Origin of the sequence: Bacillus sp. ISO11 (assembly GCF_003458115.1) — a bacterium.
GTDB lineage: Bacteria > Bacillota > Bacilli > Bacillales > Bacillaceae_G > Bacillus_A > Bacillus_A cereus.
The window spans coordinates 55,128-78,300 of record NZ_QXCO01000007.1 but is presented as its reverse complement, the minus strand read 5'-3'; the positions used below and the strand labels follow the sequence as shown (position 1 = coordinate 78,300).

Sequence of the window (23,173 nt, the reverse complement as noted above, 5' to 3'; positions counted from 1 at the left end):
TCTATTTGTGATGAGTTCTCTTGCTACATAAAAAAGAGAATAGTAAAAGATATTTTTCAGTATTGTCATCTATACATCTAAAAATAAAAATAACAATAAAAACTTACATTTTCTTCATATATGACCATCTATAGGTAGTTTTTCCAAATGAATTTTACACGCTTTACACTTTGTTTGATAGCCTCTCTAATTAGAATAATGTTACAATTTCGTGAATAAAATCTATTTATTGTAACGTTTAGATTTTGTCACATTTTATTATTTTTAAATACTTTTTAAAACGTTAAAATAGTGTTTCACTCGATTAATTATTATCTTGATATACCTTTAAAGAATTCATATGAAAAAGCATTGGCATATGCCAATGCTTTTTCATTATCTCTTTTGATTCGGTTTATGCGGTTCATTTGGAGTATATGGCTTATTTGGTTTATTTGGAGCCTCAGCCTTTTTCCAACTTACCGCTAACTCTGGACTTGTTTTTTCTTCACTACGCTCAAGTAATACTACTGCATTTTGAATAGTCGGTGTACCTTTATGCGCAATCCCTTGTAATTTCGTTAAATTTCCTGATACTTTAAAGCTAAATCCACCAGCTGGTGTTTGTTTCGGAATTAAAATGCGGAACTTTTCTCCTACATTAAATTCTGTTTTTGTTTCGCCTTTTTCATTTGCAAATTTCACGCCCGCTGGTGCACCTGTTGCTTGCACTTTATACGTTCCGCTTTTTGCATTTGTTTCTACTGTATATAAACCTGTTTCAAAGAAATCATTTTTTAATACTGCTTCTTGTTCTTCTGTAGGAGTTACACTCATCGTAATTTCTTGTAACTCTTCACTAGCGCTTGCTTTTGCAACGATGTCTTTCGTTACTTTCTCTACATTTTTATTGCGGAAATCTAAATCATTAATATCGATTTGTTTTAACGCATTCCACACTGCAAGCTGCGTTGCGTAATGTGCTTCTCTCCAATCAGAAACACCTAATTCTTGTGGACTCTTTTGTGGATATCCATTCAATAGTACACGGTATACGTTAATATCCACTTTCCCCATTTCCGGTAAATCTTGACCGCTTGGAGATTTCAAATCTACATTTAAGCAAAAAGCAATTTTGCCATCTGCGGTTTTAATAAGCTCTGTTCGAATTGGTTTCTTCTTTGACTTACTATAACTCCAATTCATTTCATACTTTGTATGGTCCATAACTTCTGCAAATGCTTTTTGAAGCGGGAATAACACAAATAAAACACTTAAAAACATAGCTAAAATCTTGAACGATTGCTTTATATTCATGTTTACAGCCCCTTATCACAAACTTAATACTAAGTAGTATTTATTTAGAAACTATTTTTATGCACAAAAAAAGAGTGCTTTTACGCACTCTTCTTTCTTACTTTAATCTTAGAAATCGAAGTTATCAGGATCTGGACCAACACGGTGATTTTGATTTAACGCATCGATTTTTTCCATATCTTCTTTCGTTAATTCGAAATTAAATATATCGGCATTTGCAATAATGCGGTGTTCTTTCGTTGATTTTGGAATAGTGATTACTCCATTTTGAAGATCCCAACGTAAAATAACTTGCGCTGTTGTTTTACCGTGTTTCTCAGCAATTTCTTGTAATTTTTCATTATCTAATAATTGACCTTGCATTAATGGTGACCATGCTTCCATTTGAATACCTTGTTCTTTACAGAAAGCTTGTAATTCTTTTTGTGTTAAACGAGGGTGGTATTCTACTTGGTTAATCATTGGTTTAATTTCTACATCTTTCATTACATCTTGTAAGTGATGAATTTGGAAATTACTTACCCCAATTGCACGTACGCGTTTTTCTTTATAAAGTGTTTCTAACGCTCTCCACGTATCTTTGTATTTCCCTTCTACAGGCCAATGAACAAGGTATAAATCTAAATAATCCAGCTCTAATTTTTTTAAGCTTTCTTCATATGCAGCAAGTGTCGTTTCATATCCTTGATCCGAATTCCACACTTTTGAAGTAATGAATAAATCTTCACGAGAAATGCCTGCTTCTTTTATACCTGCGCGAATTCCTTCACCTACAGCTTTTTCATTTCCGTAAATTGCAGCTGTATCAATGCTGCGGTATCCTGCTTTAATCGCCGATTTCACTGCTTCTACAAGTTCTGGTCCATCCTCTACTTTAAATACACCTAAACCGAACCAAGGCATTTCTACACCATTATTTAATACTGTTTTACTTTGTAAGTTTTTCATTTTATTTTCTCTCCTTTTATTTTACTTGATCTCTTTTTTCTAATGTCATACTCCACGCAGTTAAAACAACAGCACCTACTACCATAATTCCACCTACCCAAGCCGTATGAATTAATCCTAACGAGTTCGTTACAATACCGCCCAAGTAAGCACCAAGAGCAATTCCTGCGTTAAATGCTGCAATGTTAATCGCCGATGCTACATCAACAGCGCTAGGTACAAACCTCTCAGCTAATATAACAACATACACTTGTAGCCCTGGAACATTCATAAATGCGAATAGTCCCATGAAAATAATTGTGATGAACCCAGCGACTTTAAATGGCGCTGTAAATGTTAAAACAAATAATACAATCGCTTGAATAAAGAACATGTAAAATAACGCTCGAATCGGATTATGATTTGATAATTTTCCCCCGACCATATTCCCAATCGCAATTGCAATTCCGTATACTAACAAAATAATTGTAACGGTACTTGCTTTAAATCCTGTTACTTCTTGTAATAACGGAGATAAATACGTAAATGTTACGAACGTTCCCCCGTATCCTAATGCAGTAATAATAAATACAAGTAACAGTCTTCCATTCTTAATCAGCTTAAATTGATCGCGAAATGATACAGACGTACCTTTTTTTAAATTAGAAGGAATTAGCATACTATTGGCGATTAAAGCAACGATTCCAATGGCCACAATAACAATAAACGAGGCCCTCCAGCCAAATTGTTGACCGATAAATGTTCCAATTGGTACACCTGTAATAGTCGCAACAGTTAAACCAGTAAACATAAATGCTATTGCACTTGCACGTTTATTCTCAGGTACAAGCGCAGCCGCAATTGTAGATCCAATTGACATAAAAACACCATGCGCAAATGCAGATACAACCCTCGCAATAAGTAACACAGTAAAACTTGTTGCTACCGCCGCAATTCCATTACCAATAATGAAAATAATCATAATCCACATTAATAACGTCTTTCGCGACATACTAGCTGTTAATGACGTTAATACTGGAGCACCAAACGCTACTCCTAATGCATATAAAGAAACAGTTAACCCCGCTGTTGTAACAGAAACATGTAAATCCTCTGAGATAGATGGTAATAAGCCGACACTAATAAATTCAGTTGTACCAATTCCAAACGCACTAATTGCTAGTGCTAATAAAGCAAACATACTTCTCCGATTCGTCTGCATAACCGAAGAAGATACTGTATATGAATTCAATTGAACTCCTCCTTAATGCGAGAAATCCAATCATAATAGTATGATAAAAAGGCCTTTTTATCTTCTACAAAAATAACTTTACTGTTGATATACGCTATTATGAATGGCTTTACTCTTTTTTTGAAGAACGCACTTAAAAGTACGATAGGTACCTAAAAGTAACATAGGCACTTTTTAGTACCGTACTACTCATTTCCCTCTTACGTATGCTATTATGGAACATATTCAACATGATAAAAAGTACGTACTTTAAAGTGCTATAGGCACTTTTTAGTAACATTTAATTATTTAGCTTCTTTTGTTGGAGAACTTAAATCTACATTCATCAAAGGAGATTTTTATATGAAGAAATATAATATTCCCGTTGAAGCGACTTTAGAGGTTATCGGTGGAAAATGGAAGGTTGTTATCCTTTGTCATCTAACGAAAGGCACAAAAAGAACGAGTGAACTAAAACGTTTAATGCCTGGGATTACACAAAAAATGTTAACTCAGCAATTACGTGAATTAGAAGACGATGGGGTTATTCAAAGAAAGGTATACAATCAAGTACCACCAAAAGTAGAATATTCACTTACAGAATACGGTTGGTCTTTAGAGTCCATTCTTGATTCTCTTTGTACTTGGGGCGAATGCCATCTTGAAAAAAGCGGTAACACATCGATGCTAATTGTAGAAGGTGAATAATAGGAAAAAGGAAAAAACGAACATGAATTTGTTCATTTTTTCCTTTTTTTCTTTATATGTATATACATTTCTAACTGGAACAAAATATTTTATACGCTTTCATACCTTGTCAGCACTACGTTATACACTCAATATCAAATAATTAGGAATCATTTTTATGTTAACATAGGTGTATATAGTATATAATATAGGATATATATTATATACACTTTCCGGTAACGGAGCTTTTCCATTATGCGGACAAGCCATGTATCGGACAGTTCATAAATAATAAGTAAGACGTTATGGTTTTAGATTTATGTTTGCAGCTTACTTGCTGTCATAAATTTAAAGGCATTTTATTGTGTTTTGTGAAACTTTGTATAAAGTTTCGTAAACGTTTACTATCTTACTTATAAAAAATAAGAGTATTGCTATCGTAAAGGAGAATTGGAGATGCCAGAAACTATGACTCAAACAAAGCCAGAACAAGAAACTGTACAAATTTCTGCTAGCCAAGGACAACTTGATGTACTTGATCAGTTGTTAAAACCTGAGGTACAAGAATCATTAACAACACTAGTAGAACAGCTTCCAAAATTAACTGAGCTTGTTAACATTTTAACTAAGTCTTATGACTTCGCTCAAACTGTTGCTACTGATGAAGTATTAAAAAGCGACACTGTTGGTGCAATTACAGAGCTTGTAGAACCTGTAAAAGATACAGTGAAAAGCATGGCTGCAACTGCAATCGAAGCGAAAGATCGTGCTGAAGAAAGCAACGAAGTTATCGGCCTATTCGGTCTGTTAAAATTACTAAAAGATCCACAAGCACAAAAAATGTTCCGCTTTGTGAACGCATATCTTCAAATTAGTGCAGAACGTAACAATAAATAATTTAACTTATAACAACAATTAGTAAAGACGGGGGATATCATACTATGTCAAAACAAATTGTCATCTTAGGCGCTGGTTATGGCGGTCTTCTTGCCGCTTTAAACGTACGTAAATATTACAGCAAATCAGAAGCACAAGTTACAGTGATTAACCAATACCCAACACACCAAATCATCACTGAACTACACCGCCTTGCAGCTGGTAACGTGTCTGAGCAAGCAGTTGCAATGCCACTTACAAAGCTTTTCAAAGGGAAAGACATCGATCTTAAAATCGCAACAGTTGAGTCATTCTCAGTTGATAGCAAAGAAATCAAACTAGCTGGTGGCACTACTTTATCTTACGATGCACTTGTAGTTGCTTTAGGAAGTAAAACTGCTTACTTCGGTATTCCAGGACTAGAAGAAAACAGCATGGTATTAAAATCTGCTGCTGATGCAAACAAAATCTACAAACACGTTGAAGACCGTATTCGTGAATACGCGAAAACGAAAAACGAAGCTGATGCTACAATCGTAATCGGTGGTGGCGGATTAACTGGCGTTGAGCTAGTTGGTGAGCTTGCTGACATTATGCCTAAACTTGCAAAAAGCCACGGCGTAAATCCAAAAGAAGTGAAACTTCTTCTTGTTGAAGCAGGTCCAAAAATCCTTCCAGTATTACCAGACCACTTAATCGAACGTGCAACTACTAGCCTAGAAGCACGCGGTGTTACATTCTTAACTGGTCTTCCTGTAACAAACGTTGCTGGCAATGAAATCGACTTAAAAGACGGTCAAAAACTTGTTGCTAACACATTCGTTTGGACAGGCGGCGTACAAGGTAACCCATTAATCGGTGAATCAGGTCTTGAAGTTAACCGTGGACGTGCAACAGTTGATGCATACCTACAATCTACTTCTCACAAAGACGTATTCGTTGCTGGAGACAGCGCTGTTGTCTTCGCTCCAGACGGACGTCCATACCCACCAACTGCACAAATCGCTTGGCAAATGGGTGAGTTAATTGGATACAACTTATACGCAGCACTAGAAGGCAAAGCATTGGAAGAGTTCGCACCTGTAAACTCTGGAACACTTGCTAGTCTAGGACGTAAAGATGCGGTTGCTACAATTGGAGCAAGTAATACTCCACTTAAAGGCTTACCAGCATCATTAATGAAAGAAGCAAGTAACGTTCGTTACTTATCACACATTAAAGGTCTATTCAGCTTAGCTTACTAATCTGAATATAAGCCCGAATCATGCCCTGCATGGTTCGGGCTATTTTTTATCCGTAATTTTCTCTAACTTATTTATTCGTCAAAAAAATTATATACCCTTTAAATTTATCTAAATATACTGACTTTTTATAATGAAAGCTGTCCCGTTCGGAACAGCTCTTATTGTCGCTTTTTGTCGGTAAATCGATATATTGGGAAAATCGCTGATATATTCGGATTTGCGCTGATATATTTCGAAAATCGCCGATATAATTTGAGTTACGGTCGATATATTCGAAAAATCGCCGATATATTTTCCAGCCTTACTTATTATCCTAATTTCACAAGACTGTAGTTCTTCTTCCCTTTACGAATAATAATAAATCTTCCATCAAATGAATTTTCTACAGTAACATCTGTACCCACATCTGTTACTTTCTCACCATTCATAGAAATCGCACCATTATTAATGTCCTCGCGTGCTTGTCGTCTAGATGGTTCAATCCCTAAATCGACTAGCCACTCTACGATGTTTTTCGTCTCTTTTGAAGACTGGAATGTTGGCATTTCTTTAAAGCCTTGTTCAATTTCATCAGCTGTTAACGATTTAATATCTCCGCTAAATAACGCTGCTGTAATTTTCTCAGCTTGCAGGAACGCCTCTTCTCCATGAACAAATTTCGTCATTTCTTCCGCTAACACTTTTTGCGCTTCACGTTTATGAGGCTCTGTTTCTACCTTCGTTGCTAATTCATCAATACGCTCTTTCGTTAAGAACGTAAAGTATTTCAAGTATTTAATTACGTCACGGTCATCTGTATTTACCCAGAACTGGTAAAATTCAAACGGTGTCGTTTTTTCAGGATCAAGCCAAACCGCACCACCCGCTGATTTACCAAACTTCGTACCGTCCGATTTTAATAATAACGGAATCGTTAATCCGAATACTTTCGCCTCATGACCTTCTAACTTACGAATTAAATCTAAACCACTCGTAATATTTCCCCATTGGTCACTGCCACCAATTTGAAGTTGAACATCCTCTTTCGTGTATAAATGGTGGAAGTCCATCGCTTGCAAAATTTGGTACGTGAATTCTGTGAAAGAAATACCTGTATCTAAACGGCTTGCTACAATATCCTTCGCTAACATGCTATTGATGCTAAAGTTTTTCCCGTAATCACGTAAAAACTCAATAATATTTATTTCATGTGTCCAATCATAGTTATTTACCATCTTCACTTCGCTATTTCCACCAAAATCAAATAGCTTTTTCATTTGTGCTGTTAACGCATCTACATTATGCTGAACCACTTCTAACGTTTGAAGTTGACGCTCTGATTGTCGTCCACTCGGATCACCAATTGTTCCTGTTGCCCCGCCAATCAAAATAACAGGATGATGGCCAGCTAATTGGAATCTCTTCATCATCATAAACGGAATCAAATGTCCGATATGCATACTATCACCAGTTGGATCAACTCCGCAGTATAGTGAAATCTTTTTCTCTTCTACTAGCTTACGTAATCCTTCTTCGTCAGTCTGCTGATTAACGGCGCCGCGCCATTCTAATTCATCAATAATATTCATCTTTTGTCATCCCCTTTATTTTTTAAAAACAAAAAAGCCCCTATGTCTACGATAGACATAGGGACGATTATTCACCGTGTTACCACCCAGTTTGCATAAATAGCATAGCTACTCATACCACTCTTAGCAATAATATCGATTGCTAGTCCGCTTAGCATTACCTAAGATACTCCAGAGTGTAATTCGCAAGTTTGTTTGTGCTAGGTTCCAGCAACCCCTAGCTCTCTCGTTAACAGTGACAAACTGCTACTGGGCTCTTTCAACGTATGTTATTTGTTAAATTATTAGCCATTATATTGAATTGAAAACAAATTGTCAACAATACCCAAATGTTATTTTAAAATAATTCATATCTTCATACGTATTTCGTTATTCTTTATCTTCTCCAATAATCCTTACTTCTCGCTCCAACTTCACGCCAAATTTCTCTTCAACTGTCTTTTGTACGAAGTGAATTAAATCGATGTAATCTTGTGCTGTTCCGTTATCAACATTCACCATAAATCCAGCGTGTTTTAAAGAAACTTCTACTCCACCAATTCGCTTACCTTGTAGTCCTGAGTCTTGAATTAACTTACCAGCAAAGTTATTTGGTGGGCGCTTAAATACGCTACCACATGAAGGATATTCTAGAGGCTGTTTTGACTCACGTTTAAACGTTAAATCATCCATTTTGGCTTTAATTTCTTCATGTACACCTTCTTCAAGTTCAAATCTCGCTTCAAGAATAATGTAATGGTTGTTCGCAAATACACTCTTACGATATCCAAATTCAAATGCTTCTTTCGTCAAAGTACGTAGCTCTCCATCACCTGTCATTACGACAGCTTCTGTTAATACAAACGAAATTTCACCGCCGTATGCACCAGCATTCATATATAATGCTCCGCCAACTGAACCTGGAATACCACAAGCAAACTCAAGACCCGTTAAGTTATGTTCTAGTGCAATACGTGATACATCAATAATTGCCGCACCGCACTGTGCTACAATCGTCGTTCCTGTTACAGTAACACCTGTAATGTGAATTAAACTTACTGTAATTCCGCGAATTCCACCATCTTTAATAATGACATTTGATCCATTTCCTAAAAACGTAACTGGAATATTATATTCGTTCGCATATTTGATAACTTCTTGAATTTCATCATAATTTGTAGGCGCAACGAAAACATCTGCTTTTCCGCCAACCTTAATATGCGTATGATTCTTTAACATTTCATCTTGTTTAACATGTCCTTCAGGCAATACCGTACTTAAATATTTATAAACCTCTTGCATATTCATTTTACGATTCCTCTATTTCTATATTCATTTTATCCCGTTATACGGGCCCATAATATCCCCACGTACATGAAAGAACCTAAAGTGGTGGATACAGTGTACCCAAAATCAATTCGAGACACCTATAAACCTCTTAATTTATAAGAGGTGCCACTCATATTAAAATATATATTGCATAATAAAGCAACCCAAATGGACTACTAAACTTGACATGTCATCAGAAAGACAACAATTTGTAAAATATATGACTTTTTCAAAACACTATCCCTCAGTATCTTACTATACCACACAAAAAGAAAGTGGTATTTTTTTGTACTTTTTACTTTATTTACATCAATAAAAAAGAGCACATCCCACAGAATGTGCTCTTTCTATACTCTTTCTATACTCTTTATATTACTTTTCGTTCTCTTCTTTTTCTTTATCAAACCATAACAGCTCATCGTTATCAACTTCACCATTATAATTGATTAAAATTTCTTCTCCTGCTTTTATATCTTTATAAGCATAGAAGTTAAATGTATGATTCTCAAAAACGATGTCATACGTTGCATTCGGTGTATATGAATGATTAAATAACATACCATATCCTAAAAGGATTGCCGTATGATTGATTCCATACTCAAATGCGTAATCAGCAAGTAACGTTTTCTCAATATGTTCATGCTGTTCATTCGGATAAGAGATAACTGGTGCTGCGTGTATCAACTCACCCTTTTTAATATCACGAGTTGCAAATACACCTCTATTAAATTCTCCATCACTAAGTTCAGAAGTCTTAACTTCGATCATATGCGTCACCTATATAATTCTTTCTTTGAAGTATTTTATTCCGCTATTTGCGGATAGCTTGATTGGTGAGGGCTAATAATCAGTATGTACTAGTCTCACTTTATCTCCTTAAGCTTGGCAGAAAACGCGCAGAAAAGCAATTAAATTCCTATCAAGTATTCGTTTCAATGAAAAAAGAGCACATCACTCGTGCTCTTTCTAAGCAATATTACTTTTCTAAAATATCTTCTAACAACTTCACTTGCTCGCTAACAGTTTGTAACGTCTTCACTGACGTATCATTTCGATGTTTTTCTTCTTCCACACTCGCTAGCACTTCTTCTGTAGCTGTAGAAGTTTGCTGAATTACGTTAGAAGCATGCGTAACATCCTTTACAATATTCGTCGTTTTAACTTGGAAACTTTCTTGATGAACAACAACCTCTCGCATTACTTTATTAATCGCATCAATAAACTTCCCTAAATCAGTTACATTTGTTAAAACACTTGCTAACATCTCGTTACATTCTTCTTGCACTCTTTCTGACTTCTCTACTTGCACTTCTACCTTACTTGCTTGATTACTAAACTCCTTCAAAATCCCTTGAATTCTTCCCGCAGAACGATTTGATTCTTCAGCAAGCTTTAACACTTCACTCGCTACAATAGCAAAACCTTTTCCATGCTCGCCTGCCCTCGCAGCTTCAATATTTGCATTTAAAGCTAGCAAACTCGTCTGACTTGAAATATTCGTTATTACATCTACAATTTCATTAATTTGTTTCGATTGCATCATTAAATCTCTAAATATAATTCCAGACTGTGAAACAACATCATTTAAACTTCTCATGTTAGTTTCAAAATTTCTTAGAGTATGTACACTACCTTTTGAAATTTCTAAGCTTTCATCCACATGAGCCGATGCAGTTCTTACTTGAGAGATGATTTGCTCAATATTTCCCTCCATATCATTCAATACTTCTACCGAACGATACATCATCTCTGATTGTGATTGCGTACCAACTGCCACCTCTTCAAAGGCAAAATTAATTTCACTCATCGATTCCATCGACGTGTTCATATTTTGTCTTAAATGATTGAAATTACTATCTAGTTTCACAACTGTTTCTTCAATAAGTCTTTGCGTCTCTTCTAACTCCTGAGCTTTTCTCATTACTTCTTGCTTCTCATCACTTAAACGAAGGAGCAGATTAGAACCGATTTTCGTGACGCCCCACATAGCGATTGTTACAATCGCTAACAAACTTGCGAAATTAGCAGCTTCAGATGAGGCTGTATAAGCAAAAAATTGCTCCGGCCAATAGCTACAAAGGATAAATGTGATCACAACAGCTACCCCGCCAATAATTAAAATGAGGCGCTCGCTTAAATAAATAAGTGAAACAGCTAATGTAAAATAGACCATTTGAAATACAGCCGGGCTTTCATTAAAAGCTTGTACCATAATGTAAGACATTGTAAGCAACATAAATGTCATGATATATTTATACGCTGATTCCATACTTTTTATAAAAGTAAAAAGCGTTCCAAATGCAACGACAGAAATACCACAAATCCAAAATGCTATGGCTCTCTCTGTAAAAATATATCCATAATACCCAATTGCGATTATCCCAAGGAAGAAACTACAAATCGTTATAAACAGTAATAAATGATTTTTCTGTGATTCTTTCTCAAGGTTAGAAAAACAAGTCCTCTTTAACCACTCCATATGAAGCCCCACCTTCTACTTATACATATCAATTACTTCAGTTTAAATACCGCACTTACTGGGTTATGATCGCTATTTTCAAACTTTAAATCTTTCCCTTGTACATTTACAATCTCTACATTCGGTGAAACGATAAAGCCATCAATAATAGTGACGAAATTTTCACCTTCTACATATTTCTTTACATCATCTCTTACAGTCATAACAGACGGATCTACAGCCCACTTAAAGCCACCGTCTGTAAAGTCCTTCGGTAACTCTACTAACCACTCAGGACGCTCTTTCACGAACTTCGGATCACTTAATTGAGCGTTCGAAACCAATTGATTCCAATCTCCACCCATTATTACGTAACCACCATTTTCATAATGCTTGTTCATATATTCTTTTAAATACTCTACTTGCTGTTTTCTAATTTTCCCGCCTTCATCATAAGCAGACAAATGTAAATTTACGAGTCTAACATGTTTTCCATTATTAACAGGAATTTTATATTCCACAATTGCTCGATCTAAATCAAACAAACGCTTTGGCCAAGGCTCCATTCCAGGCAGCTGGAACCTCTTCGCTTCTTGAACAGTGTATTTAGAAAACGTACTTAATCCAGCCTCCGCATATCCCATTGGATTTGTTATTGGCACTGGAACCCATTTCGTATCGTAGTTCTTGCCAAATGACGAAACATAATCAGGTAATCCTTTTTTCAAAAATTCATGTTCATTTACATCAAATGAACGAAGTGACTTTATATCAACTTCTTGTAATAGTGCAAAATCACTATTCTCATTTTGTAAAAACGAAAGCATATTCTTTAAATTAGTTTCCGTTTGCTCTTTACTACTTGAACCAGATCCCTTTCCACCATCCATAAAGAAATCTTGATCCTTATCTAACCCAGCATATCCAATATTAAATGTTGTAACTTTAAACTCATTTCCAGTCGCTAATACGCGCTCCTTATTATTCTCTACCTTCAAGCTTATAACATCAGCAGGCTGTTCTTTAGTAAGTGTCATATAAGCTAGAAATCCTCCTACAATGCCCGCTACTACTAAAACACATGTAAATACGATTTTTAAAAATTTCTTCAAATAAATGACTCCTTTTCACGCAAATTTATTTTTCTTTATTTTCAGTCAAATAAAACAAAACGACACACATAAGAAACATTTTATCATAATTAAAACCGTATATCACTATATTTAGTTGATAAGTAATCGATCCCATTTTAATTACTTAAAAAGCCTTCAGACATCAAAAAAAGAAAAGTTACACCCTCCTCCTCACTGGAAATTAAACGGTATATTTAGTACACTATATGTAATAATCATAGGCGATGGAGTTCGCCATAAACGCTGCTTAGCTAATGACTCCTACCAGTATGGATACTGGTAGGAGTCTATTTTTTTGAGCAAGCTATTTAAAGAGGTGAGAAAATTGATTTATATTATCGTTGGCATTGCTGGTATATTAGGAGCTCTTTCTCGTTATTATTTAGGTCTTAATATCAACACATTTTGGCATCATTCATTTCCATTGGCAACATTACTCATTAACTTAATCGGTTGCTTTTTCTTAGCGTGGCTAACTACTTATATCGCTCGGCTAAACATCTTACCTTCAGAGGTTATCACAGGCATCGGAACTGGATTCATCGGTTCCTTTACGACTTTTTCAACATTTAGTGTAGAAACTGTGCAATTGATCAATCATTCTGAGTGGAGCATAGCCTTCTTATATGTATCATGCAGCATACTTGGTGGCCTCATTATGTCTGGCCTTGGCTATACACTTGGAGATTTCTTAATTAAGAAATCTCTTACAGAAGGTGATTACTCATGATAGAAGCTTTATTAGTCGCAACAGGAGGATTTTTCGGTGCGATTACACGATTTGCAATTAGCAATTGGTTTAAGAAAAGAAATAAAACACAATTTCCAATTGCTACATTCCTTATTAATATAACAGGGGCATTTTTACTTGGGTATATAATTGGCAACGGAGTCACTACAGGCTGGCAACTATTATTAGGTACTGGATTTATGGGCGCATTCACTACATTTTCTACGTTTAAATTAGAATCTGTTCAGCTTCTCAATCGTAAAAAACTATACATCTTCCTTTTATATTTAAGTGCTACTTACATAATTGGTATCGCCTTTGCCTTCCTTGGAATGAAGTTAGGCGGAATATAAAAAAGCGACTCTATTGAGTCGCTTTTTTTCATAAGAAATATGTCCCGCCATATGGAATGGAAAATAAACCAGCTGGATGTACATCGTAATGTATAATTTGCATCGGAAGTTGTGAATACGGCATATACTGACTTTGCATCATTTGTGCAAAATATGCTTGTTGCTGCATTTGAATAGCTTGATTCACAGCATGAATTGTCCCTTGTGCCCCAGCCAGCGTAATAGCAGCTCCTACTTGTCTACCATTATAAAAATAATGATTCATCATGATTCATCTCACTTATTCTTTTTCTTCCATATGGTATGTTTCTATTTCATAGTGAGTGTTTTGTCCCTATCTATTGCCCTTTTTCAGCTTTGAAGTAATAAATCCAAATAGCAATATACCAATACCACTAAGGAACAATATATAACTTATCGGTACTAGGAAAAAGAAAGGTTCTTCAAGAAATCCATCCGCTCCTACTTTACTGTTTGAAGCATGTATCGTTAAAGAAATAATCGCTAAAATCATGAAAGAAATAGCTACTACGTATTTATTTTTCATTTCACATTCTCCTCTACTTATGTAATTCCCCTTAGATTCTTACCATCATATTATCTAAAAAAGAATTAACAGTCAATAATTATTTATTGTTAAACAATAAATAATTATTGACTAAACAAACAACAAAAAGGTTTGCAAAGCATCTTAAATCACTTCGCAAACCTTCTAAATTATAAATATTTACACTTCAAACCTCTTGCTTAATACAATATACATTGCGCAAAATAGCACGAATATCCCAGCATAAATTAACAAAATCTCTACACTAAACATATCCGACAACGGACCAAATATTATCATTCCTAAAGGAAGCGCGCATGAATTCGCAATTTGTACAAGGCTAAACATCCGTCCGTGCATTGATGGTTCTACTTTCTCCTGCAATAACACAGTAACTGGTGTATTGAAGCACGGCATTGTTATACCAATTAAAAAATTAAAGACTAAATACATAATAAATATCGGTGTTATTCCGAGTCCAATCATAAGCAGTCCATATAATGCACAAGCTAGCGCTGTTGTATGCATACGATTACGAAAACCACCCCACGCTGCAATCAATACGCCACCAGCTGCCGCACCCGCACTAAAGGTCATCTCACTAGCAGTAAGTCTCCACATTTCGGCCCCGAAAGAACGAGTTACCATTAAAGGTGTTAAAAAAGCAGCTGGACTTATTAAAATCATGACGATAATCAATAAAACGATTAGCCTTTTAATAAATACATTTTCTTTTAAATAAGTGAACCCTTCTTTAATTCCTTGTAGATTAGATTTTTGCTTACTTTCTACATTCACATGTCCTTCCACATGAATGACAAACATAATACTAATTCCAATCATAGCTGTAATAACATCAATAAAAAATGTTGTTTCAATGCTGGCAATAGAAAGAATCGCAGCACTTGCTGCTGGAGAAAGAAACATAATTAAAGATGTAATACTGCTATTTATTCCATTTACTTTCATAAGATACTCTTTCGGAACGATTTGCGGAATTAATGCATTCACAGCTGGCGTTTGTACTCCTGTTCCAGCTGAACGAATGAGTAACACAATAAAAAGTAACCAAATACTTTTATATCCTGTTAAAAATAAAATTGCTAAGACTAACGTCGCAATCGCTATAATTCCATCCGATAACATAATCATCTTTTTACGGTCATAACGATCAATCCAAACACCTGCAAACAAAGATATCGCAATTTGTGGTAGAAAACCGCAAACAGTTGAAATAGTCAACATCACTCCTGATGATGTTGTAAGGGTGATATACCATATAATCGCGTATTGCACGAGAGAGGAACCGAACAACGAAATAGTTTGAGCGGTCAAAAATAATATAATTTTCGTTTTCCAATTGTTTTCACTCATATGTTTCACACCCCCTTAACTAATCCCGTCTCTATATGAAAGATGCTATCTGCCCAATCAAGATAAAAACTTGCTTCGTGAGATACGAGTATAATGCTGCCCTTAAACTTAATTAACGCCTTTTGCAAAGCTTCCTTCGCTTCTGCATCCAAATGATTTGTCGGCTCATCTAAAATTAAGAAGTTACAAGGTGATAGTAATAATCCACACAGTTTCACCTTCGATTGTTCACCACCACTTAACGTACGAATTTCTTGCGAAACGTGCGTATCCTTCACTCCACACGCAGCTAAATGATGGCGTATTTCCTTCATATTCAGTTTAGGAAACTGTTCTGAAATAATTTGAAGCGGCGTTAAAGAATCATTGCTCCAATTTAAATCTTGCTCATAATATCCAATCTTTATTTGCTCTGAAAAGTGAAACTCTCCAGAAATACTAGCAATATTTCCAACGATTGTTTTTAATAAAGTAGATTTCCCTACTCCATTGAAACCTGTAATGACAAGTTTTTGCCCACCCATTACTGAAAAATTCAACTTTGGTAAGAGAGCGAAGTCGTAACCAACTTCAAGATTATTTACTTCAAGAACTGTCTGAACTGAAATGGGAAGTTCCTGAAAATGAATAGACGGTTTATGAGTAAAACTTGGTGGCGCAATTCTTTCCATACGCTGTAATTGTTTTCTACGACCTTGCGCTATTTTTGAATTCACCCCAGCAATATTTCTACGAATATACTCTTCCGTTTTTTCAATTTTCTTTTGCTGTGCATAATATTGGCGAATATAATCTTTTCGCAAATGCTCCTTTTGTCTTACAAAATCTGAGTATTTGCCGTAATACTTCTTAACTGTTCCGAACTCTACATCACATATGCAAGAAGTTACCTTTTCCAGAAAATCAAAATCATGTGATACGACAATAAACGCTCCTTCAAAATTCATTAAATAATTAGCAAGCTACTCCACATGCTCCTTATCGAGAAAATTCGTCGGTTCATCTAGCAATAAAATATTAGGCTCTTCTAATAAGAGTTTCGCTAAAATTACCTTTGCACGCTGCCCTCCGCTTAATTCACCAATCACACGATTCATCCCAATCACATCAATACCTAAACCGGCTGCCACCTTATTCGTAATACTATCTACTGAATAAAAATCACGAGCCTCGAGCAGTCCTTGAATTTCTGCCGCTTTCAATAGTTGATTTTCATCTCCAGTCATCGCACTTTCTTCATATAACTTGTTCATTCTCTTTTCCATTTCATACAAATCATAAAAGGCTCTCTTTAAATATTGTGAAATGGTATAACCCTCATCAATTTCTGCGTATTGATCAAGATGTCCAATTTGAATATTAGGTTGCCACTTTATGTCTCCCTTATCAGGAATAATTTCCCCCACCAATATTTTCATTAATGTGCTTTTTCCTGCACCATTCTGTCCAACAATTCCCATATGCTCCCCTTTATGCAAATCAAAAGAAGCATTTTCGTATAATACTTTATCTATAAAACTATGTGATAAACTTTCCACTTTAAGTAAACTCATTTTTATTCCTCTTTTCCTGAAATTAAAAAAAGCAGAGAGATAGCGTCATTCGACACTAGCCCTCTGCTTCGTGGTTTTTCCTATACTACTCCAATTTATAGTAAAGACTCATCGGAATAATATACACAAAGGGCCATAGACAAAGCATTGTCTATGGCCCCTTAATCTATTTTATACACCAGCTGAAAAACCATAACGAAATAAGCATAGATACACTATACTTTTTTAGAAAAGTTATTCAGCCGATGAATATAGGGGATTTATACCCCTTGATTAAGCTCCGTACAACGCTTCACCGTATACATTTGTGCGGAGCAAAGTTTTCTAATGAGTTTTACAAATTTTATATAAAGCATATTATGCACCTTCCTTAATACTTAAAAAGGATTTTAGCATACGGTTTTACGAAGCGTCAACATTACTTCCGAATCTTTCAACTACTTGTTTTCAAAATATTGCTTCTGAAACATACACATTCTTATTGCATTATGATAGTTACCATCAACGAAAAACTCATCGATAAGCTCACCTTCTACCATAAACCCAACTTTTTTATAAACATGTACTGCCTTTTCATTTTCCTTATCCACAACTAAATAAATCTTATGCATATTTAGTACGGAAAAAGCGTAATCCATTGCTAAACGCGTCGCATCCACTGCATAACCATATCCTTGATAATTCGGATCAATAATAATTTGGAATTCTGTTCTACGGTGAATATAATCGATTTCTACTAACTCAACTAATCCAACCATTTCATTGTCTTTCTCAACGATAAATCGGCGTTCGCTTTGATCATGTATATGTTTATCATATAAGTCTTGCAGCTCCACAAATGCCTCATACGGCTCTTCAAACCAATACGACATAATATGCGCATTATTATTCAGTTCGTGTACAAACTTTAAATCTTCTCGTTCTAATGGACGTAACTTCAATTCCTGATTCATTCCTATAACCTCCAAGTAAAAGAAACCTCTTCACTTAATTTCTCAATTTTTTTCGATTTCAAACGCCCTAATTTCATTGTAAACTTTCAAGCAACTTGAAGGTCAAGATGTAAAAAAGTAGTGCTGACTTATGTCTGCACTACTACTCTTTTCTCAAATCTCTCATATTTGATATGTATAAAGCAATAACTAAAACAAGAATTGCTCCTGCGTATAATAACGTCTCCATCGGTTCCTCATGAGACACAATAATTAATCGAATTAAGGCCGTAATTCCGATATAAATAAAATAGCGTAACGGGAAATGATAGTTCGATTTAAAATACTTAATAATTAATGCAATGAACTCGAAGTATAAGAAATAGACGATGATACTTTCAACCAATTTATAAGACGTATACTCTTTTGCCGAAAAAATATACTGCACGAACGTAATTGTCTCATTCACTAAGAAAATTGATAACACAATGGATAATATAATTAAGGCTATATTTAATATCCATTGCAAAACACTAGCTATAACATGATCGATATTAAATGACTTCATACTCTCTTTAGACTCCCCTTCGTATAAGTACTTATTTATTATAGCAAAATTACGATTGGAAAGAAGTTAAATCATATATTCGTCCTTTGTTGTTGCCAGTGAAGGTGATGTTCATTGTTTGGAGGAGTCTTTTAACCGCAGAACTAGATTCCATATTAAGAAATTCCCTCAATTCGCTATTAGTAGTTATCACACTAAACAGAAGTGTGTAATCTTGTACAGCACGTAAATGAGCATGTTTAGACATACTATTGCAATTTGAACAACGCCATCCCTGTCTTTCTTTTAACATTGCCATTGTAAAACATTCCTCACACTGTACACCCTTTAGCAATTCCTCTTTTTTAATTTTATATTGCGCAAGAACATTTTGACGTTGCGGAATGTGCTCATTCATAATCTGGCCTATAAGTCCATTTATATTATCAATCACTTTTTCTTTATATTGATTTTTGATCTGTTTTATTCTATTAGGTAAATTTGCACTGTGGATAATTTTACTAGACAGTATTTCATCTGAAGTTTTAATAATTGTACGAGGGGAACTAATTACAACGAGGGCTTCAATCGGAATATTATGTAAATCATGTAGATTCAGCCATTTTCTCAGTTGCATCTCTTGCCGTTTCAGTTGTAAAAGCGGATCTGGGAATCCTTCTTCCGTATTACCATCTACTATTCGAATAAGTTGATTGAACTTTGTATCAAAAATTAATGTACCAATAATATTTTTTATTTCAAGAAAAAGAAGAAAATAAGATGAAACTATGAGGGTATCAATTTGGAAATAATGTTTTTGATCAAATAACCTAATATCATGTAAAATACTGTATTCTGTTTCGGGTAAAAAACTAAGTGGATACTCAATCGCCTGCTCTCCTTTATAGCCGGCCATAAATTTCGCTAGACTTTCAACCACCACATTCCTTTTTGGATGATGAGCAGGCAATCTTCTAAGTAAAGCTTCTAATTGCAGCAAATATACGGGCATTTTCCGCTCTTTCACAATCATTTTTATCCCCCTCCAAAATATATCAGCGATTTTCGAAATATATCGACTTATCGACAAAAACCGACACAACATACACACATAAAATCTTATACACAGTATAACATCACATCTAAAATCGCAATGTAAGCATAATGTGTATACCCCAATGTGATTACGCCATTTTCAAAATAAGAAATTTACATTCCCCCCATGTAAAAAACCTTTTTATAAGTATGAAAAAAATTTAGGAATTAGTTTATCTTTTTTTAATGTTTTATTTAGAGGCAGTTTATAGTCGGGGATTAACATAAGAAACGTAGCAATTAAGTTTATATATGACGCACTGCTACTATAATCGCTAACCGTACTACTTGAAATCATAAAATAAGGAGACGATAAAACATGAACAAAAAAACAAAAGCACTATCATCCGTACTGCTCGGATTCACATTAGCATTAACAGGGTGTGCTGGTACTAAAGCTGAAGAAAATCATGGGAAACAAAAGCAAGAACAAGTTGCTAAAGAAACAAAAAAGGAAAATAAATTAACTAAAGGGCAAAAAATGGCTAATATTCTTAGCGAGACAAATTGGCAAGGTACACGAGTGTATGACAAAGATAAGAATGACTTAACAAAAGAGAATGCAAACTTCATTGGTCTTGCAAAATATGATGCGAAGTCCGGCAGATATGAATTTTTTGATGCTAAAACAGGTGCAAGTCGTGGCGATAAAGGAACTTTCTTTATCACAAATGATGGGAAAAAGAGAATATTAATTTCAGAATCAATGAAGTATCAAGCTGTCGTTGACATGACAAAACTAAATAAAAATGTATTTACTTATAAACGAATAGGGAAAGACGCTAACGGTAAAGATGTAGAAGTTTTCGTTGAACATGTTCCATATAAAGAAAAAGAACTTTCTTTCACTGATCCGGACAAGCAGCTGAACACGACTACAGGAGATATTGTTAAAAACGTTGATGGAGATAAAATTTTAGGCGGTACCCTTTGGCACGGAACAAAGGTATTAGACGAAACTGGTAACGATGTAACACAGTTTAATTCGAATTTTATAAGTCTAGCAAAATTTGATGACAAATCTAATAAATATGAGTTCTTCAATAGCGAAACAGGTCAAAGCCGCGGTGATTATGGCTACTTCGATGTTGTACACGAAAATAAAATAAGAGCCCATGTTTCAATTGGAAATAACAAATACGGTGCTGCTCTTGAACTTACTGAACTAAATAAGAATAAATTTACGTATAAGAGAACTGGTAAAGACCAAGCTGGTAAGGATATAACTATATTCGTTGAACATGAACCTTATAAAGGTGATATGAAACCACAATTTAGCTTTTAAAAACGTTTGATTAAAGATCCTGTACTGAGTTACAGGATCTTTCTTAAGACAAAATCATTTATGATTCTCTTTAAAAAATCATCTCATATCCACCCTCAACACTTCAGCTTGATTGTTAAATATGAAAACTTTAAAAAGCCTTACTACGCATAAATTGTAGTAAGGCTCTGACTATTTAAGATAAAAATTAAAAGACTTCATTCCATCTATACAAATAAAGTTTAACAACTGATATTATCATCCCCTCCAAGGAAAAGAAACCTTATTTCAACTTTCCTATTGATAAGTTAACACGATAATTCCCGTATTTTAATAGTCGTCCTAGAAAGTTATCTAAGTCTTCATTGGAAGCAAAATGTGTTTTTAATAAATAACACCCCTCACCACTTATACGGTGTACTTCAGAAACCCCTTCTTCTCCTTGAAAGAAATTCATAAACTCTTGGTGATTGGCTGTTGTTACGAACAAAGTAACAAATGCAGTCACTACTTGCCCTAATTTAATTCGGTTTATTGCAATTGTATACTGTTCAATAATCCCTAAATCCTCTAATCTTCGAATTCGATTTCCTACAGCTTGCCCCGTCATATGTATTTTTTGACCAAGTTCTTTCCATTGTATTCTTGAGTTTTCTCCTAATAATTTCAGTATCTCAAAATCTGTTTGATCAATGATATAAACCAATCCTTTCACCGTGAAAGTAGAAAGCCCGAAAGTGTTTCGCCAACTTATTCTGCTTATCGATACAATTCACTATACTTAGTTTATCCTCTTACATCACATTATTTATCAGCTATATTTACTTATAACACAGAGGACACAACAAAAAAATACATCTAGATTTAAAGGAGGTTACAAATATGTTATTACAAGAAATTATAGCGTTCAATGAACACTTTGTAGAAAATAAGGAATACGCTCATCGTGAAGCGACAAAGATGCCTAAAAAACGTATGGTTGTTGTTTCTTGCATGGATGCTCGTTTAATTGAGCTACTTCCAAAAGCTTTAGATATACACGATGGTGATGCAAAAGTTATCAGAAATGCAGGTGGTAAAATTGCTTCTGCTTTTGATAGTGTTATGCAAAGTGTTGTAGCGTCAGTATACGATTTAAATGCAGATGAGATTTTCCTTATTGGACACCATAGATGTGGCGCGAGCCAAACGAATCCAAAAGGAACACTTCAAAAAATATTAGATCGCGGAGTAGTTTCACCAGAAATTTTATCAGCGATTGAATATGCTGGTATTGATCTTGAAAAATGGTTATTCGGATTTAATGATGTTTGCGACTCAACGCAAGCTAATGTTGATTTAGTAAGAAATCATCCACTTATCCCAAAAGATGTTCCTGTACATGGTTTAGTTATTGACCCTCACACAGGTAAATTAGATGTAGTAGTTGATGGCTATAAAGCGTTAAATAGTGAAACAAAATAATAATTATCACGTATATGAAAGGAAGTTATGAGATATGAAAAAACAAGTATTAGATATGAATAGACAAGAAGCTACGCAAAAAATTCTAGCGGCAAAAATTAAAAAAGGGTTAACTTGGGCAGAAATTGCAAAAGTAAGTGAAAATTCTGAGACTTGGGTTGTAACAGCATTATTAGGACAAGCTACAATGACACGTCCAGAAGCAGAAAAAATCGGTAAACTATTAGAATTAGATGAAGAAGTAGTTCAAGCATTAACAGTAGTTCCACTTCGTGGCCAAATAATGGAAATGCCTCCTACGGACCCGATTGCATATCGTTTATATGAAATGATGTTACAATATGCACCAACTATTAGAGAATTAATCTTAGAAAAAGCTGGCGAAGGTGTAATGAGTGCAATTAACTTCAACTTGGGTGTAGATACACAAGAAGATCCAAAAGGTGGCGATCCTCGTATCGTGATTACACTTAACGGTAAATTCTTACCATTCCGTGCATGGTAATTAATTTAAAATCTATCTATATAATTAAATTAATTTTATAGATTTACAAAATCCATCCTTTTTAATCTAACTGTGTAGAAA

General features: G+C 34.8%; 23 protein-coding genes, 1 pseudogene, 1 riboswitch and 1 other annotated feature. Of the genes and pseudogenes, 8 read left to right on the top strand and 16 right to left on the bottom strand.

Going from position 1 to position 23,173, the window contains the following annotated elements; genetic code table 11:
* Positions 1 to 375: 375 nt before the first annotated feature.
* The 3 genes from D1166_RS09520 to D1166_RS09510 all read right to left on the bottom strand — a co-directional run bounded on the left by D1166_RS09520 (position 376) and on the right by D1166_RS09510 (position 3,445).
* Entirely contained in the window at positions 376 to 1,296 is a 921-nt protein-coding gene (locus D1166_RS09520; protein ID WP_001022514.1) for a thioester domain-containing protein, read from the bottom strand.
* A 108-nt stretch (positions 1,297 to 1,404) separates the two neighbouring features.
* A complete protein-coding gene (locus D1166_RS09515) occupies positions 1,405 to 2,244 on the bottom strand; it encodes an aldo/keto reductase (RefSeq protein WP_098283684.1) in 840 nt (279 codons plus the stop codon).
* Positions 2,245 to 2,260: 16 nt separating this feature from the next.
* Positions 2,261 to 3,445: an MFS transporter gene (locus tag D1166_RS09510; protein WP_165851662.1), complete on the bottom strand. Its 1,185-nt coding sequence runs from the start codon at positions 3,443 to 3,445 to the stop codon at positions 2,261 to 2,263.
* Between the two features lie 372 nt (positions 3,446 to 3,817).
* Between D1166_RS09510 and D1166_RS09505 the strand changes: the two genes are divergently transcribed.
* The 3 genes from D1166_RS09505 (at position 3,818) to D1166_RS09495 (ending at position 6,261) form a co-directional block, all read left to right on the top strand.
* Positions 3,818 to 4,162, top strand: a complete 345-nt coding sequence (locus D1166_RS09505; RefSeq protein ID WP_000760475.1) for a winged helix-turn-helix transcriptional regulator — start codon at positions 3,818 to 3,820, stop codon at positions 4,160 to 4,162.
* 435 nt (positions 4,163 to 4,597) lie between these two features.
* On the top strand, positions 4,598 to 5,038 hold the full coding sequence (locus tag D1166_RS09500; RefSeq protein ID WP_001115311.1) for a DUF1641 domain-containing protein: 441 nt from the start codon (positions 4,598 to 4,600) through the stop codon (positions 5,036 to 5,038).
* Positions 5,039 to 5,082: 44 nt separating this feature from the next.
* Complete coding sequence (locus tag D1166_RS09495) at positions 5,083 to 6,261, top strand: NAD(P)/FAD-dependent oxidoreductase (RefSeq protein WP_000043203.1); 1,179 nt, start codon at positions 5,083 to 5,085, stop codon at positions 6,259 to 6,261.
* A 308-nt stretch (positions 6,262 to 6,569) separates the two neighbouring features.
* Here the strand turns inward: D1166_RS09495 and tyrS are convergent, their stop codons facing one another.
* The 5 genes from tyrS to D1166_RS09470 all read right to left on the bottom strand — a co-directional run bounded on the left by tyrS (position 6,570) and on the right by D1166_RS09470 (position 12,707).
* Positions 6,570 to 7,829, bottom strand: a complete 1,260-nt coding sequence (tyrS, locus tag D1166_RS09490) for a tyrosine--tRNA ligase (protein ID WP_001021098.1) — start codon at positions 7,827 to 7,829, stop codon at positions 6,570 to 6,572.
* Positions 7,830 to 7,885: 56 nt separating this feature from the next.
* Positions 7,886 to 8,101 (bottom strand) — a binding site (T-box leader).
* Between the two features lie 97 nt (positions 8,102 to 8,198).
* Positions 8,199 to 9,116: a UDP-N-acetylmuramate dehydrogenase gene (murB, locus tag D1166_RS09485; protein ID WP_001057107.1), complete on the bottom strand. Its 918-nt coding sequence runs from the start codon at positions 9,114 to 9,116 to the stop codon at positions 8,199 to 8,201.
* Between the two features lie 393 nt (positions 9,117 to 9,509).
* Positions 9,510 to 9,905: an SET domain-containing protein gene (locus D1166_RS09480; protein ID WP_000573649.1), complete on the bottom strand. Its 396-nt coding sequence runs from the start codon at positions 9,903 to 9,905 to the stop codon at positions 9,510 to 9,512.
* A 208-nt stretch (positions 9,906 to 10,113) separates the two neighbouring features.
* The gene (locus tag D1166_RS09475) at positions 10,114 to 11,616 is read right to left on the bottom strand and encodes a DUF4077 domain-containing protein (RefSeq protein WP_000455078.1); all 1,503 of its coding nucleotides are present in this window, start codon (positions 11,614 to 11,616) and stop codon (positions 10,114 to 10,116) included.
* 32 nt (positions 11,617 to 11,648) lie between these two features.
* The gene (locus D1166_RS09470; protein WP_118043292.1) at positions 11,649 to 12,707 is read right to left on the bottom strand and encodes an endonuclease/exonuclease/phosphatase family protein; all 1,059 of its coding nucleotides are present in this window, start codon (positions 12,705 to 12,707) and stop codon (positions 11,649 to 11,651) included.
* Positions 12,708 to 12,939: 232 nt separating this feature from the next.
* A riboswitch (Fluoride riboswitch) is annotated at positions 12,940 to 12,999 on the top strand.
* A gap of 54 nt (positions 13,000 to 13,053) precedes the next feature.
* On the opposite strand from D1166_RS09470, the gene crcB (D1166_RS09465) reads away from it, so the two are divergent.
* The gene (gene crcB, locus D1166_RS09465) at positions 13,054 to 13,458 is read left to right on the top strand and encodes a fluoride efflux transporter CrcB (RefSeq protein ID WP_000639312.1); all 405 of its coding nucleotides are present in this window, start codon (positions 13,054 to 13,056) and stop codon (positions 13,456 to 13,458) included.
* A complete protein-coding gene (crcB, locus tag D1166_RS09460; RefSeq protein ID WP_000568580.1) occupies positions 13,455 to 13,811 on the top strand; it encodes a fluoride efflux transporter CrcB in 357 nt (118 codons plus the stop codon). The genes crcB (D1166_RS09465) and crcB (D1166_RS09460) overlap by 4 nt, the downstream gene beginning before the upstream one ends.
* Positions 13,812 to 13,839: 28 nt before the next feature.
* On the opposite strand, the gene D1166_RS09455 is transcribed toward crcB (D1166_RS09460), so the two are convergent.
* The 7 genes and pseudogenes from D1166_RS09455 to D1166_RS09425 all read right to left on the bottom strand — a co-directional run bounded on the left by D1166_RS09455 (position 13,840) and on the right by D1166_RS09425 (position 19,797).
* Positions 13,840 to 14,079, bottom strand: coding sequence for a DUF3947 family protein (locus tag D1166_RS09455; protein WP_000980955.1), 240 nt, complete (start codon positions 14,077 to 14,079; stop codon positions 13,840 to 13,842).
* 66 nt (positions 14,080 to 14,145) lie between these two features.
* Positions 14,146 to 14,358, bottom strand: coding sequence for a DUF3955 domain-containing protein (locus D1166_RS09450; protein ID WP_000792610.1), 213 nt, complete (start codon positions 14,356 to 14,358; stop codon positions 14,146 to 14,148).
* 180 nt (positions 14,359 to 14,538) lie between these two features.
* Complete coding sequence (locus D1166_RS09445; RefSeq protein ID WP_118043291.1) at positions 14,539 to 15,732, bottom strand: MFS transporter; 1,194 nt, start codon at positions 15,730 to 15,732, stop codon at positions 14,539 to 14,541.
* A gap of 5 nt (positions 15,733 to 15,737) precedes the next feature.
* Positions 15,738 to 17,285 (bottom strand): annotated as a pseudogene (locus D1166_RS09440) (ABC-F family ATP-binding cassette domain-containing protein).
* A gap of 437 nt (positions 17,286 to 17,722) precedes the next feature.
* On the bottom strand, positions 17,723 to 18,238 hold the full coding sequence (speG, locus tag D1166_RS09435; RefSeq protein WP_001071092.1) for a spermidine N1-acetyltransferase: 516 nt from the start codon (positions 18,236 to 18,238) through the stop codon (positions 17,723 to 17,725).
* 142 nt (positions 18,239 to 18,380) lie between these two features.
* Positions 18,381 to 18,785, bottom strand: coding sequence for a phosphate-starvation-inducible protein PsiE (psiE, locus tag D1166_RS09430; protein ID WP_000834708.1), 405 nt, complete (start codon positions 18,783 to 18,785; stop codon positions 18,381 to 18,383).
* Between the two features lie 49 nt (positions 18,786 to 18,834).
* A complete protein-coding gene (locus D1166_RS09425; protein ID WP_000635744.1) occupies positions 18,835 to 19,797 on the bottom strand; it encodes a nuclease-related domain-containing protein in 963 nt (320 codons plus the stop codon).
* 381 nt (positions 19,798 to 20,178) lie between these two features.
* Here D1166_RS09425 and D1166_RS09420 point away from each other — a divergent pair, with 381 nt between their 5' ends.
* Entirely contained in the window at positions 20,179 to 21,144 is a 966-nt protein-coding gene (locus D1166_RS09420) for a DUF4822 domain-containing protein (protein WP_001036620.1), read from the top strand.
* Between the two features lie 262 nt (positions 21,145 to 21,406).
* Here the strand turns inward: D1166_RS09420 and D1166_RS09415 are convergent, their stop codons facing one another.
* Positions 21,407 to 21,838: an Lrp/AsnC family transcriptional regulator gene (locus D1166_RS09415; RefSeq protein ID WP_025709812.1), complete on the bottom strand. Its 432-nt coding sequence runs from the start codon at positions 21,836 to 21,838 to the stop codon at positions 21,407 to 21,409.
* A gap of 167 nt (positions 21,839 to 22,005) precedes the next feature.
* Here D1166_RS09415 and D1166_RS09410 point away from each other — a divergent pair, with 167 nt between their 5' ends.
* Positions 22,006 to 22,587 (top strand): beta-class carbonic anhydrase, encoded by a 582-nt coding sequence (locus D1166_RS09410; protein WP_048568711.1) that lies wholly within the window; start codon positions 22,006 to 22,008, stop codon positions 22,585 to 22,587.
* 55 nt (positions 22,588 to 22,642) lie between these two features.
* Entirely contained in the window at positions 22,643 to 23,092 is a 450-nt protein-coding gene (cynS, locus tag D1166_RS09405; RefSeq protein WP_048568717.1) for a cyanase, read from the top strand.
* The last annotated feature ends 81 nt before the right edge of the window (positions 23,093 to 23,173 follow it).

Bases quoted from the DNA above. Each gene is read 5' to 3' on its own strand.
- D1166_RS09510 (WP_165851662.1), bottom strand. From the start codon at position 3,445: ATGCAGACGAATCGGAGAAGTATGTTTGCTTTATTAGCACTAGCAATT.
- D1166_RS09520 (WP_001022514.1), bottom strand. From the start codon at position 1,296: ATGAATATAAAGCAATCGTTCAAGATTTTAGCTATGTTTTTAAGTGTT.
- D1166_RS09450 (WP_000792610.1), bottom strand. From the start codon at position 14,358: ATGAAAAATAAATACGTAGTAGCTATTTCTTTCATGATTTTAGCGATT.
- D1166_RS09420 (WP_001036620.1), top strand. From the start codon at position 20,179: ATGAACAAAAAAACAAAAGCACTATCATCCGTACTGCTCGGATTCACA.
- D1166_RS09515 (WP_098283684.1), bottom strand. From the start codon at position 2,244: ATGAAAAACTTACAAAGTAAAACAGTATTAAATAATGGTGTAGAAATG.
- crcB (WP_000568580.1), top strand. From the start codon at position 13,455: ATGATAGAAGCTTTATTAGTCGCAACAGGAGGATTTTTCGGTGCGATT.
- D1166_RS09425 (WP_000635744.1), bottom strand. From the start codon at position 19,797: ATGATTGTGAAAGAGCGGAAAATGCCCGTATATTTGCTGCAATTAGAA.
- D1166_RS09455 (WP_000980955.1), bottom strand. From the start codon at position 14,079: ATGATGAATCATTATTTTTATAATGGTAGACAAGTAGGAGCTGCTATT.
- D1166_RS09495 (WP_000043203.1), top strand. From the start codon at position 5,083: ATGTCAAAACAAATTGTCATCTTAGGCGCTGGTTATGGCGGTCTTCTT.
- D1166_RS09505 (WP_000760475.1), top strand. From the start codon at position 3,818: ATGAAGAAATATAATATTCCCGTTGAAGCGACTTTAGAGGTTATCGGT.
- murB (WP_001057107.1), bottom strand. From the start codon at position 9,116: ATGAATATGCAAGAGGTTTATAAATATTTAAGTACGGTATTGCCTGAA.
- tyrS (WP_001021098.1), bottom strand. From the start codon at position 7,829: ATGAATATTATTGATGAATTAGAATGGCGCGGCGCCGTTAATCAGCAG.
- psiE (WP_000834708.1), bottom strand. From the start codon at position 18,785: ATGAAGTCATTTAATATCGATCATGTTATAGCTAGTGTTTTGCAATGG.
- D1166_RS09500 (WP_001115311.1), top strand. From the start codon at position 4,598: ATGCCAGAAACTATGACTCAAACAAAGCCAGAACAAGAAACTGTACAA.
- D1166_RS09480 (WP_000573649.1), bottom strand. From the start codon at position 9,905: ATGATCGAAGTTAAGACTTCTGAACTTAGTGATGGAGAATTTAATAGA.
- D1166_RS09410 (WP_048568711.1), top strand. From the start codon at position 22,006: ATGTTATTACAAGAAATTATAGCGTTCAATGAACACTTTGTAGAAAAT.
- D1166_RS09475 (WP_000455078.1), bottom strand. From the start codon at position 11,616: ATGGAGTGGTTAAAGAGGACTTGTTTTTCTAACCTTGAGAAAGAATCA.
- cynS (WP_048568717.1), top strand. From the start codon at position 22,643: ATGAATAGACAAGAAGCTACGCAAAAAATTCTAGCGGCAAAAATTAAA.
- D1166_RS09445 (WP_118043291.1), bottom strand. From the start codon at position 15,732: ATGAGTGAAAACAATTGGAAAACGAAAATTATATTATTTTTGACCGCT.
- speG (WP_001071092.1), bottom strand. From the start codon at position 18,238: ATGAATCAGGAATTGAAGTTACGTCCATTAGAACGAGAAGATTTAAAG.